This is a genomic window from Streptococcus marimammalium DSM 18627 (assembly GCF_000380045.1).
Taxonomy (GTDB): Bacteria; Bacillota; Bacilli; order Lactobacillales; family Streptococcaceae; genus Streptococcus; species Streptococcus marimammalium.
The window spans coordinates 106122-118653 of record NZ_KB904351.1; the positions used below are offsets into that span (position 1 = coordinate 106122).

The window sequence follows — 12532 nt, forward strand, 5'->3', positions numbered from 1 at the left end:
GAGGTTAAAATGGCAAGTATTAAAATAGTGACAGATTCTTCTATCACAATAGAGTCTGAACTTCTTGAAAAATATAATATTACTGTAGTTCCATTGTCTGTGATGGTTGATGGGGTAGTCTATTCTGATAATGATCTTAAAGAAGGTCAATTTTTGAATATGATGATAAATAGCACCCATCTTCCTAAAACTAGTCAACCTCCTGTTGGATTGTTTGCAGATACTTATGAAAAGATTTTTAAAGAAGGCTACGACACTATTGTTTCGATTCACATTACACATTCTTTGTCTGGAACAGTTGAAGCAGCCCGTCAAGGTGCAGCTCTTGTTGGTGGAGATATTATTGTTTTAGATTCGTCTTTTACTGATCAAGCAATGAAATACCAAGTTGTTGAAGCAGCAAAGCTTTTACAAAAAGGAGTGAATCTTAAAGATATTTTAGTTAAAATAGAAGAGGTTAAAAACAAAACAGAATTATTTATTGGCTTGTCAACACTTGAAAATCTTATTAAAGGTGGTCGAGTGAGCAGAGTTGCGGGTATGATTAGTTCTCTCTTTAATATAAAAATTGTTATGGCATTACAAAACCATGAACTGCATCCAGTGGTTAAAGGAAGAGGTAACAAGACTTTTTATAAATGGTTAACAGAATTAAGTCATAAATTGGAAAATAAAGCCGTTGCTGAAATCACAATTTCTTATGCTGGTACAGATGAATTTGCTAATCAATTAAAGGAGCAACTACAAAAATTTGTTGATTCTGATATTGTTATTTTAGAAACCGGTTCAATCATTCAAACCCATACAGGAGAGGGCGCATTCGCCATAATGATTCGTTATGAGTAAAAAAAAATTAATAAATGATAGTCTCTTTTTTGTCGGTCTATTAGTCATCTTTTCAACTATATTTTATTTTCTTATTCCCCAATCAAATCCTCAATTCACTAAAAATGATTTTTTAGAAAACAAGACACCAAAACTTCATTATGTGGCTTTAGGAGATTCTTTAACACAAGGGACAGGTGATACGACAAATCAAGGTGGATTTGTCTCTTTATTGTCAGATCAGTTAGAAACAAATTATAATTATCATGTTATTTCAAATAATTTTGGTGTTGCTGGAAATACTAGTCAACAAATATTGAAAAGAATGACAAAAGATGAAATGATTATCCCTGCAATTAAAAAAGCAGATTTTATGACTCTCACAATTGGTGGTAATGATGTCATGTCTGTGATAAAAAAGAATTTAAGTCATCTTGATTTATCCTCTTTTGATCAGGCTCAAAAAAATTATCAAAAACGTTTGCGTCAAATCATTAACCTGGCTAGAAAAGAAAATGCTAACTTACCAATATATATTCTGGGGATCTATAACCCTTTTTATCTTAATTTTCCAGAAATTGTTGAAATGCAGGAAATTATAGATGGATGGAACGAAGCAACAATTGCTGTTGTTTCAGAATATGAGAATATTTACTTTGTTCCAATCAATGATCTACTTTATAAAGGTTATAATGGAAAAGAAGGAATAGTTGAGTCAGATAGTTCATCAAGTTTTGTGATTAATAATACACTATTTGAAGATGATCATTTCCACCCAAATAATATAGGCTATCAAATTATAACCAATGCAATGATGGAGAAAATTAATGAAACAAGAGAAAGATGGTAAATTAAGAAATTATTGGAAGTATTGCTTTTTAATCCTAATTGCTTTAAATCTTAGTTTTTTAGGAATTGTTGCTTCAAGATTATTACAAGAAAGAGAGCCGGAAAAAAATACAGTTTTTAATCAAATAACTGATGATTTTAAAATTGGTCAAATTTCAACAACAAAAGAGCAATTAAATAAAACACTGGCAACCTATCTAAAAAAATATCAAACATCAGATTTAACTTACAACATCTATATCAGCTCGAAATCTATTTTGTTTGAAGGAACCTATAAAATTTTGGGTTATGATGTGCCACTTTATGTGTATTTTGAACCTTATAAATTATCAAGTGGAGCTATTCAACTAAAAACAACATCTATATCTGCTGGGACACTTCCTTTACCAGAAAAAGATGTTTTAAAGTATATTAATAATACATATGATATCCCAGAGTTTGTTGAAATTTTACCAGACGAAGCAATTATTAATATCAATATTCAATCAATGATAATTGATAATAAGATTTATTTAAAAGCAACAACCTTAGATTTGATTAATGATGCTATTAGTTTTGATATTTATAAAAAAACAATAAAATAACATTAAATGCTTGACCAAATAATAATTTTTAGGTATGATAATACTTGTTAGAGTATAAAACTCATAAATATATTGGAGGAATTGTTAAATGGCTAATAAGCAAGATTTGATTGCAAAAGTGGCAGAAGCTACTAAATTGACTAAAAAGGACTCTGCAGTAGCAGTTGATGCTGTTTTTGGAGCAGTTACAGATTACCTTTCAAAAGGTGAAAAAGTTCAATTAATTGGTTTTGGTAACTTTGAAGTTCGTGAACGTGCAGCTCGTAAAGGTCGCAACCCACAAACTGGAAAAGAAATCCAAATCGCAGCTTCAAAAGTACCTGCTTTCAAAGCTGGTAAAGCTCTTAAAGACGCTGTTAAATAATAGAACATAAAAAAGCTAATCATATCAAGCATTTTAGCTTGGTTGATAGCTTTTTTTGTTTGCAAGAGCAAAAAAATGGTAATAAAGTTGGGATTATCTTATTATAGTTCTATCAAATTTAAAAAAGAAAAATCAATTGTGGAGGGGACTATGATTGAATATAAAACATTTCGTTCAGAACGAATTGATGAGGTATATCAGATTTATCGTGAAAATCAATGGTCAGAATATTTAAGTGACAAACATAAACTTTCTCGTGCTTTTGAGCAATCTCTTTATATTCTAAATATTTTTAAAAAGAATTAATTGATTAATTTTGTAAAGTGTATTGGCAATGAGAAAATTATTTTTACGTTTAAGATGTCATTATCAAATTATTTCACCATAAAAAAGGAATTGGTCGAGGATTAATGAATAGCTTTTTTTTGAAATAGGCAGCTATTCGTCAATTGATGTTAATCACTGACAAAAATGATGACATCTCTAATGCTTTTTACCAATCGTTAGGATTTTCTAAAGATCTTGATGGCTACCCATTAATCACTATTTTAGAAGCCGAGCAATTGATTAAACTAGATTTTAGGAGAGTTTGTCAGTGATAGATATAACAAAAAAGGCATGTCCGTTGGATATGCCTTTTTATCATTATTTTGCTTATTGCGCAGCGTTTGCGTCTTTGAGACCATATTTTTTGTTGAAACGGTCCACACGTCCGTCTGCTTGTGTGAATTTTTGACGTCCTGTATAGAATGGATGTGAGTCTGATGAAATTTCCACACGAATAAGTGGGTAAGTTTCACCTTCAAATTCAACAGTTTCTTTAGTTGGTTTTGTTGAACCACTAAGGAATTGGTAACCAGTTGAAGTATCAAGAAATACTACTGGACGGTAATCTGGATGGATATCTTTTTTCATTATGTCATTTTCCTTTCTGCCATAACCCTTTTTGAGTCATAGTTTAATAACTCTATTAGTTTATCAAAATTTTAATGTTTTGACAACCTTTTTCTTTATTTTTTAATGGTTTATGGAGTATTTTTTTCTTTTTGGACTGCTTGTCTTAATTCTTGGTAAATAGTTTCATTTTCTTCAGCAGAATAAGAATTAGCACCACTTGCTAGTGGGTGGCCACCACCATCATGTTTTTTAGCAATAGCATTAATAACAACGGTCTTACTTCTTAAACGGACGCGATAATGTCCGTCTGGTTGTTCAACAAAAATTGCCCAAGTCACAATTGAGTCAATTTTACCAGGTGCTGAGACAATAGCCGCAGTTTCTGCATCACTTACCTGGAATTTGTCCATAATGTCTCTGGTGAGAAAAACACGAGCGACACCATTTTCATCAATTTCTAAATGATCATAAACAAACCCTTGTAGTTTAGCAATTTTATAAGGAAAAGAATCCATTTGTCTCGAAACTTCAGAAAAATCAAAATCAAATTGACGTAGTTGGCTTGCAATTTCTAAAGTTTTACTACTAGTTGCTGGATAAAGAAATCGTCCAGTATCCCCTACAATACCAGCATAAAGAAGACGAGCAACATCAGAGGTTAATTCTAGTTGCATTTGATAAGCAAAATCAGCAACAATTTCACTGGCGCTTGAAGCATTGGTATCAACAAAATAAAGATTGCCATAAGGATCATCATTAGGATGATGGTCCATTTTAATTAAAAAATTACCAGTGCTATAACGTTTATCATCAATACGAGGTGTGTTTGCTGTGTCAGTCACAATAACCAAAGCATTTTTGTAATCATCATCTAAAACATTATCCATTTTTGCTAACCATTCTAGAGTTGGCTCATTAAAACCAGTAACCAAAACTTTTTTTTCGGGGAAATTATGCTGAATTAATTGTTTAAATCCCACCTGACTACCAATAGCATCGGGATCAGGTTTCATATGACGATGAATAATGATTGTCTGATGTTCTTTAATTTTTTCTAAAATAGCTTCATAGGTTGTCATAAATTATCCTTATCTGTTTTTGTTAATATCATATCAATGTGGGGGATATCATCTTCAAGGTAAACCTCAGAAATGCTTTCAAAGCCAAATTCTTGATAAAAGTCCTTCAAGTAAGCTTGCGCTTGTGCAAAAAGTGGCACTTGATAGTGTTGTTGCCAAAATTCTCTAGCTTTTAGTATCAATTTTCTTCCTAATCCTTTTTGACGAAATGAATAAGGAACCAAAACGCGTCCAAGTTTTACCTGATTTTCTTGAGGAATCAGTCGACAATACGCCATTAATTTATTATCCTTAAGACAAAAGAGATGAATGGCAGTTAAATCTTCTTCATCAATCTCTTGGTAAGCACAATTTTGTTCAACAACAAAGACTCGGACACGCTCTTTTAAAATGATAAATAATTCTTCAGAAGTTAATTGATCAAAATGTTTCGAGTACCACATAGATAATTCCTCCCAATAATATCCAAAATATATCACAGAAAAACTGGAAAATCAAGAGAAATATGTTATGATATAAAGCAATATCACAGGTGAAAGAAGTACAATATGATTGATAATAAATGGCATGATTTAAAGAAAACAGAACTCCATTGTCACTTAGATGGTTCCTTGTCTTTAGAGGTGATAAGACAGTTGGCTATGAAAGCAAATATTGCTATCCCAACGGAAGATGAAGCCTTAAGAAAATTAGTAACAGTAGCAGAAGATTCTGATAATCTTATGGATTATTTAAAAACGTTTGATTTTATTAGACCGTTATTACAAACAAAAGCTGCACTTTCTCTTGCAGCGTATGATGTCGTGAAACAAGCTGCAAAAGAAAATGTTATCTACATTGAAGTTCGATTTGCACCAGAATTGTCTATGGATGAAAATCTCTCTGCTCTTGATACTGTTGAAGCTGTTCTTGATGGTTTAAATAAAGCTATGAAAGAGTTTGATATTATAGCACGTTTATTGGTTTGTGGTTTGAAACAAAGTCAAAAAGAAGTCACACAAGGCATTTTTAAAGAGGTAATTAAACTATCAGGAAATGGTCTAGTTGGTTTTGATTTTGCAGGTAATGAAGCTGATTTTCCAACATCTGAGTTAAAGGATATTATTAAAAATACGCAAGATTTGGGACTTCCTCTAACCTTTCATGCTGGAGAATGTCATTGTCCCAACAATATTAACTATGGTATACAACTTGGTATCAAAAGATTTGGTCATGTCACAGCCTTGTATCAAAAGCCTGAGTTAATCGAAGAATTTAAAGCATCAAATGCTACGGCAGAAATGTGTTTAACTAGTAATTTACAAACAAAGGCTGCTAGAAGTATTGCAGACTTTCCATATCAATTATTTTATGAAGCCGGTCTTAAAATAACGATTAATACTGACAATCGAACAGTTTCTAATACTAATTTAACAAAAGAGTATGCTTTGTATCATCAGTATTTCAATACATCTATTTCTGACTTTTATCGCTTCAATCAAAATGCAATTTTAGCTAGTTTTACAACAGCTAAAGAGAAAAAAGTTCTTTTAAAACGTTTAAAAGAAAGTTATCATCCATATCTCTTATAATCTAATTGTTTTCAAGTAATTATTTATGATATAATAAAACCAATATAATGAGGAGGAGACTATGGCTTTTGCACAAATTGTTTATGCTAGTATGACTGGTAATACTGAGGAAATTGCTGATATCGTTGCAAAAAAATTAGAGGAACTAGGACATACCGTCGATATTAATGAGTGTACAATGGTTGATGCTAGTGAGTTTGAAGATGGTGATATTGTTATTATTGCTACCTATACTTATGGTGAGGGTGAGTTGCCTGATGAAATACTTGATTTTTATGATGATTTGAAAGAATTGGATCTTTCTGGGAAAGTTTATGGTGTGGTCGGTTCTGGAGATACCTTTTATGATAATTTCTGCCAATCAGTTGATGATTTTGAAGATGCTTTTGCAATGACAGGAGCAACTAAAGGAGCTGATAGTGTTAAAGTCGACTTGGCTGCAGAGGATGAAGATATTGAACGTTTAGAGGCTTTTGCTGAAGAACTTTCTAATAGATTTAATCACTAAAAGGAAAAAAGTTATTTTAAAAAAAGATACCAGTTACCTTCATTTTATATTTAGTCAAAATATAGAAATTATCTAAAGGGATTATAATGACTAACAATTTGGCTAAATAAAAAAACTAATTAGAGGCTAGACGCTTTTTCTAGCCTTTTTAGCATGGTTTATCAATGAACTAACAGAATTTCACTTAGCTTGTCAAGTCTGTTATAATCCTATATAATGAAAGAAACTTTAGAGTAGGAGTTAGTATGTCATTAGAAAAAACTCGTCAGGCTATCGATCTTGTTGATCAAGCACTTATTGGTCTTTTAGAAGAGAGAATGGCACTAGTTAGTCAAGTTGTTACTTATAAAAAAGCTTTTAAAATGGCAATTTTAGATCAACAAAGAGAAGAAGATATTTTAGAAAAAGTTGCTCAACAAATTAAAAATGATTCATATCAAGAAGCAATTGTAGCTTCTTTTAAAGACATCATGTTTCACTCAAAAAAATTTCAAGAAGAAAGACTAAAAAATGACTTTTGATAGCAAGAACATCATAACATTTATTAAAAAACAATTCTTGTTTATTATTATGGGTGTAATAATAGGTCTAGTAACAGGAGCATTTGATATGATTTTTGGTCGTATTCTCCTTTTAATTGGTGATGTACGAGCAAAGCACCCTTTGTTTTTAATCCCTCTCTTGCCTTTTGCTGGCCTTTTTATAATATTTTTATATCAATATTATGGTGGAAAAGCTAGTGGTGGTATGGGTTTAGTTTTTCGTGTTGGTCACGGTCAAGACAAGACAATTCCTAAGAGGTTAATTCCCTTAGTTATAATAACGACATGGATGACTCATTTGTTTGGTGGTAGTGCTGGTCGTGAAGGGGTTGCTGTCCAAATTGGTGCCACCATTTCAAATTTTTTCAGTAAAACATTTGAAAAAGATAATCGTAGTCTATTTTTAATTACTGGTATGGCTGCAGGATTTGCTGGTCTTTTTCAAACACCTCTTGCAGCAACCTTATTTGCTATTGAGGTATTATTTGTTGGTCGTATTAGATTGTCAGCTTTGACTCCTGTTTTAGTAGCTTCTTATACTGCGAGTCAAACCTCACATTTTCTAGGGTTAGAGCATTTTGAAGTACCGATTGATATTTCTTTAACAATCACTCCAATTATATTTGTGAAATTAGCATTATTAGGATTTTTATTTGGTTTGGTTGGTAATTTTTTTGCTTTTGGGTTAAAGAAATTGAAGAATTGGTTAATTGATAAGTTTCCAAATGCTTATCTACGTGTTGCTCTTATAGGTTTTATTTTAGCACTTACTTTTCTTTTATTAGATATGGGGCGTTATTCAGGACTTGGAACAAATCTGATTGAAGCGAGTTTTAATGGTAATACCATTTTCAGTTATGATTGGCTCTTAAAATTAGTACTTACTATTCTTACGTTAGCGATTGGCTTTCAAGGTGGGGAGGTAACACCTCTATTTGCAATTGGTTCAAGTTTGGGTGTCTTTTTGGCTCCAATTTTTGGGTTTCCTATTCCTTTAGCTGCAGCTCTTGGCTATGCTAGCGTGTTTGGAAGTGCAACAAGCACCTTTTTAGCTCCTATTTTAATTGGGGCAGAGATTTTTGGTATGGAGAATTTACCTTATTTCTTTATTGTTATGGTTTTTGCCTTGAGTTTTGGTCAAAAAAATAGTATCTATGGAGAACAAAAATATTAAGTAGTAAGCTGAAATTTATCTTTACAATATTAGAATAATCTGATAGAATAGACTACGTGTGTAATGGACACATAATAAACGGCTAATCCGCTAAGATAATGCTCTTAAGATTAGTAAGATAAGGAGAAAATAAAATGAATCCATTAATTCAAAGTTTGACTGAAGGTCAACTTCGTACTGATATCCCATCGTTTCGTCCTGGTGACACTGTTCGTGTTCATGCGAAAGTTGTCGAAGGAACTCGTGAACGTATTCAGATCTTTGAGGGTGTTGTTATCTCTCGTAAAGGTCAAGGCATTTCAGAAATGTATACTGTTCGTAAATTATCAAGTGGTATTGGTGTAGAACGTACTTTCCCACTTCACACACCTCGTGTTGATAAAATCGAAGTTGTTCGTTATGGTAAAGTTCGTCGTGCGAAATTATACTACTTACGTGCTTTGCAAGGTAAAGCTGCACGTATCAAAGAAATTCGTCGTTAAGATGAGTTAACAAATCTGCTCATTTGGGCAGATTTTTTTATCAGTTCCCTTAGTTAAATGGATATAACAACTTCCTCCTAAGAAGTCGTTGTAGGTTCGATTCCTACAGGGGACATTTTGTATTAACTCTATAAACTTTAATATAAGGTTTTCATTTGTTAATAAGCAAAAAATATATTATTTTAAAAGGAAAAATGGCAATTTTTAAAAATAATAAAATGATGATAAGTTGAGAGGTTGGCATGGAAAAATTAAAAAAAATTATTGACGATAGAATTGATTATTTATTGATTTTACCAGTCTTTATTTTATTAGTTATTGGTTTATTAGCTGTTTATATAGCTATTAACCATGATTATCCTGAAAATTTATCAACTGTTTTGACACAACAAGTTTTATGGATTATATTAGGATTTGTTCTAAGTTTTATTGTTATGTTATTTAGTACAGAGTTTTTGTGGAAAATAACTCCCTTTCTCTACCTATTTGGCATTATTTTAATGGTATTGCCCTTATTTTTTTATAGTCCCCAATTAGTTGCTCTAACAGGAGCTAAAAACTGGATTACTATAGGTAATACAACGCTATTTCAACCCTCAGAGTTTATGAAAATTTCCTATATTTTGATGTTATCACAAGCAACTGTTAAATTACAGCAAGAAGTGGTTGACCACAATTTTAAGGATGATTTAAAGTTACTTTTAGTATATGGTTTATTAACGTTTCCTGTTTTGTTCTTACTGACTTTGCAAAAGGATTTAGGGACAGCTTTAGTATTTATGGCTATCTTGTCGGGACTTATTTTATTATCTGGTATTTCCTGGCAATTAATTGTTTTTGCGACAACATTAATTATAACCGGTGGAGTAGTTTTTTTAGCCATATTTCTTTCTCCAACAGGTAAGTCCTTTCTTTTTAAATTAGGAATGGATACATATCAAATTAACCGTATCTCGGCTTGGCTTAATCCTTTTGATTTTGCTGATTCTATTGCTTATCAACAAACTCAAGGAATGATTTCTATTGGAAGTGGTGGTTTTACTGGTAAAGGAATAAATGTTGTGGACCTAGTAGTTCCAGTTAGAGAAAGTGATATGATTTTTACAGTTATCGCCGAAAATTTTGGTTTTATCGGTTCAAGTATTCTTTTAGTACTCTATTTATTTTTAATCTATCGGATGATTCGAGTCACTTTTGAAACCAATAATCTATTTTATACATATATCTCAACAGGGTTTATCATGATGATTTTATTTCATGTTTTTGAAAATATTGGTGCAGCTATTGGTGTTTTGCCTCTCACAGGTATCCCTTTACCCTTTATATCTCAAGGAGGAAGCTCTTTAATTTCCAACTTATTAGGGGTTGGTCTAATTTTATCTATGTCTTATCAAAATCAAAAATTCAAAGAGACCTTCGTTGAAAACCAAGAGTTAATTGATATTGAAAAGTTCTAGTAATAGAGCTTTTTTTCCTATTCAAAATAGTGTAAAAACCATAAAAATATGTTATAATAAATATCGTATATAATGAGTTTGTTATACACTCTATTCAATTGATTAATAGTTGACAATAACAATGGATTTATAGTAAATCAGTTATTAAAAGAAGTAAGAATTTTTTGTTCTATTAGCGATTAATAAAATTAAATAATAATGATAAGGTTAGGGCGAATGGTAAAAGATAAGAAAAATGATTTAGCAAATGAATACGATGCCAGTCAAATACAAGTTTTAGAAGGATTAGAGGCTGTTCGTATGCGTCCAGGGATGTATATAGGCTCTACATCAAAAGAAGGATTGCACCACTTGGTTTGGGAAATTGTCGATAATTCCATTGATGAAGCTTTGGCTGGATTTGCTAAGCAAATCAAGGTATTCATTGAACCAGATAACTCTATAACTGTATCTGACGATGGTCGAGGGATTCCAGTAGGTATTCAAGAAAAAACTGGTAGACCAGCAGTTGAAACTGTCTTTACAGTGCTTCATGCAGGAGGTAAGTTTGGTGGTGGAGGCTATAAGGTATCTGGAGGTCTTCACGGAGTGGGCTCCTCAGTTGTCAATGCTCTATCTAGTCAATTAGATGTTAAAGTATATAAAAATGGCAAAATATACTATCAAGAGTATCAAAGAGGTCAAGTTGTTGCTGATTTAAAAATTATTGGAGAGACAGATCTTTCTGGTACAACTGTTCACTTTATTCCTGATGCTGAGATTTTCACAGAAACTATTGAGTTTGATTTTAATAAATTGGCAAAGCGTATTCAAGAATTAGCATTTTTAAACCGTGGATTAAGGATAGCAATTACAGATAAACGTGAAAATAATCCCAACGATTTGGAGTTTTATTACGAAGGTGGAATTGCTAGTTACGTAGAATTTATTAATACTGATAAGCAAGTTATTTTTGAAACCCCTATTTATACTGAAGGGGAAATGGATGGTATTGCTGTTGAAGTAGCTATGCAATATACCACTGGATATCATGAAAATGTAATGAGTTTTGCTAATAATATTCATACACATGAAGGTGGTACACATGAACAAGGTTTTAGAACAGCTTTAACACGTGTTATTAATGATTATGCTAAGAAAAATAAAATTTTAAAAGACAATGACGATAATCTAACAGGTGATGATGTTCGTGAAGGATTGACTGCTGTTATATCTATTAAACACCCTAATCCTCAGTTTGAAGGGCAAACTAAAACCAAATTAGGTAATAGTGAAGTTGTTAAAATTACAAATCGACTTTTCAGTGAGGCCTTTAATCGCTTCCTATTAGAAAATCCTCAAACTGCTAAGAAAATTGTTGAAAAAGGAATATTAGCTAGTAAAGCTCGCATCGCTGCTAAAAGAGCAAGAGAAGTAACAAGAAAAAAATCAGGGCTTGAAATTTCAAATTTACCTGGGAAGTTAGCGGACTGTTCTTCAAATGTTGCTGCTCAAAATGAATTATTTATTGTTGAGGGAGATTCAGCAGGAGGGTCTGCTAAATCTGGTCGAAATCGTGAATTTCAAGCTATTCTACCTATCCGTGGGAAAATACTAAATGTCGAAAAAGCAACAATGGATAAGATTTTGTCTAATGAGGAAATTAGAACAATTTTTACTGCAATGGGAACAGGATTTGGTAATGCTTTTGATGTTGAAAAAGCACGTTACCATAAATTAGTGATTATGACAGATGCTGATGTTGATGGTGCTCATATTAGGACTCTCTTATTAACATTGATTTACCGCTTTATGCGGCCGGTTTTAGAAGCCGGTTTTGTTTACATTGCTCAACCCCCAATTTATGGCATTAAAGTAGGAAGTGAGATTAAACAATATATTCAGCCTGGTCCAAATCAAGAAGAAGAATTGAAAATTGCTATGAAAAAATATAGTGAGGGTCGTTTTAAACCATCAGTTCAACGATATAAAGGTTTGGGAGAAATGGACGATCATCAACTTTGGGAAACTACCATGGATCCAGAAAGACGTTTAATGGCACAGGTTTCTATCGAAGATGGTGCAGAAGCTGATCGTGTTTTTGAAATGCTTATGGGAGATAAGGTTGAGCCTAGACGTGAGTTTATTGAAGAAAACGCTGTTTATAGCACATTAGATATATAAGTTTTTGTAAACTGTATAGAAGTGTGGTATAATCGTA

Annotated in this window: 16 protein-coding genes and 1 tRNA gene; 14 read left to right on the forward strand and 3 right to left on the reverse strand. The window is 32.1% G+C overall.

Features of this window, described 5'->3' with window-relative positions:
- Positions 1 to 9 precede the first annotated feature (9 nt).
- The 6 genes from A3I1_RS0103905 to A3I1_RS08500 all read left to right on the forward strand — a co-directional run bounded on the left by A3I1_RS0103905 (position 10) and on the right by A3I1_RS08500 (position 3221).
- Positions 10 to 846: a DegV family protein gene (locus A3I1_RS0103905; RefSeq protein WP_018370006.1), complete on the forward strand. Its 837-nt coding sequence runs from the start codon at positions 10 to 12 to the stop codon at positions 844 to 846.
- The gene (locus A3I1_RS0103910) at positions 839 to 1675 is read left to right on the forward strand and encodes an SGNH/GDSL hydrolase family protein (protein WP_018370007.1); all 837 of its coding nucleotides are present in this window, start codon (positions 839 to 841) and stop codon (positions 1673 to 1675) included. The genes A3I1_RS0103905 and A3I1_RS0103910 overlap by 8 nt, the downstream gene beginning before the upstream one ends.
- Positions 1653 to 2258: a YpmS family protein gene (locus A3I1_RS0103915; RefSeq protein ID WP_018370008.1), complete on the forward strand. Its 606-nt coding sequence runs from the start codon at positions 1653 to 1655 to the stop codon at positions 2256 to 2258. Before A3I1_RS0103910 ends, A3I1_RS0103915 begins: the two co-directional genes overlap by 23 nt.
- Positions 2259 to 2346: 88 nt before the next feature.
- Positions 2347 to 2622 (forward strand): HU family DNA-binding protein, encoded by a 276-nt coding sequence (locus A3I1_RS0103920; RefSeq protein WP_018370009.1) that lies wholly within the window; start codon positions 2347 to 2349, stop codon positions 2620 to 2622.
- A gap of 75 nt (positions 2623 to 2697) precedes the next feature.
- On the forward strand, positions 2698 to 2928 hold the full coding sequence (locus tag A3I1_RS0103925; RefSeq protein ID WP_018370010.1) for a hypothetical protein: 231 nt from the start codon (positions 2698 to 2700) through the stop codon (positions 2926 to 2928).
- 146 nt (positions 2929 to 3074) lie between these two features.
- Complete coding sequence (locus A3I1_RS08500) at positions 3075 to 3221, forward strand: hypothetical protein (protein ID WP_169332631.1); 147 nt, start codon at positions 3075 to 3077, stop codon at positions 3219 to 3221.
- Positions 3222 to 3276: 55 nt separating this feature from the next.
- Here A3I1_RS08500 and A3I1_RS0103930 read toward each other — a convergent pair whose 3' ends face one another.
- From A3I1_RS0103930 to A3I1_RS0103940, 3 genes are all read right to left on the reverse strand, one after another.
- The gene (locus tag A3I1_RS0103930; protein ID WP_018370011.1) at positions 3277 to 3537 is read right to left on the reverse strand and encodes a type B 50S ribosomal protein L31; all 261 of its coding nucleotides are present in this window, start codon (positions 3535 to 3537) and stop codon (positions 3277 to 3279) included.
- 110 nt (positions 3538 to 3647) lie between these two features.
- On the reverse strand, positions 3648 to 4598 hold the full coding sequence (locus A3I1_RS0103935; RefSeq protein ID WP_018370012.1) for a DHH family phosphoesterase: 951 nt from the start codon (positions 4596 to 4598) through the stop codon (positions 3648 to 3650).
- A complete protein-coding gene (locus tag A3I1_RS0103940) occupies positions 4595 to 5041 on the reverse strand; it encodes a GNAT family N-acetyltransferase (protein ID WP_018370013.1) in 447 nt (148 codons plus the stop codon). The genes A3I1_RS0103935 and A3I1_RS0103940 overlap by 4 nt, the downstream gene beginning before the upstream one ends.
- A gap of 105 nt (positions 5042 to 5146) precedes the next feature.
- On the opposite strand from A3I1_RS0103940, the gene add reads away from it, so the two are divergent.
- From add to gyrB, 8 genes are all read left to right on the forward strand, one after another.
- Positions 5147 to 6169 (forward strand): adenosine deaminase, encoded by a 1023-nt coding sequence (gene add, locus A3I1_RS0103945; RefSeq protein ID WP_018370014.1) that lies wholly within the window; start codon positions 5147 to 5149, stop codon positions 6167 to 6169.
- 61 nt (positions 6170 to 6230) lie between these two features.
- Positions 6231 to 6677 (forward strand): flavodoxin, encoded by a 447-nt coding sequence (locus A3I1_RS0103950; protein WP_018370015.1) that lies wholly within the window; start codon positions 6231 to 6233, stop codon positions 6675 to 6677.
- A gap of 245 nt (positions 6678 to 6922) precedes the next feature.
- Complete coding sequence (locus A3I1_RS0103955; protein ID WP_018370016.1) at positions 6923 to 7198, forward strand: chorismate mutase; 276 nt, start codon at positions 6923 to 6925, stop codon at positions 7196 to 7198.
- On the forward strand, positions 7188 to 8393 hold the full coding sequence (locus tag A3I1_RS0103960) for a chloride channel protein (RefSeq protein WP_018370017.1): 1206 nt from the start codon (positions 7188 to 7190) through the stop codon (positions 8391 to 8393). The genes A3I1_RS0103955 and A3I1_RS0103960 overlap by 11 nt, the downstream gene beginning before the upstream one ends.
- A gap of 134 nt (positions 8394 to 8527) precedes the next feature.
- Positions 8528 to 8875 (forward strand): 50S ribosomal protein L19, encoded by a 348-nt coding sequence (rplS, locus tag A3I1_RS0103965; protein WP_018370018.1) that lies wholly within the window; start codon positions 8528 to 8530, stop codon positions 8873 to 8875.
- Between the two features lie 43 nt (positions 8876 to 8918).
- Positions 8919 to 8990: transfer RNA gene (locus A3I1_RS0103970), tRNA-Arg, on the forward strand.
- Positions 8991 to 9117: 127 nt separating this feature from the next.
- Entirely contained in the window at positions 9118 to 10332 is a 1215-nt protein-coding gene (locus tag A3I1_RS0103975; RefSeq protein ID WP_018370019.1) for an FtsW/RodA/SpoVE family cell cycle protein, read from the forward strand.
- Positions 10333 to 10548: 216 nt separating this feature from the next.
- Positions 10549 to 12495, forward strand: a complete 1947-nt coding sequence (gene gyrB / locus A3I1_RS0103980; RefSeq protein WP_018370020.1) for a DNA topoisomerase (ATP-hydrolyzing) subunit B — start codon at positions 10549 to 10551, stop codon at positions 12493 to 12495.
- Positions 12496 to 12532 lie beyond the last annotated feature (37 nt).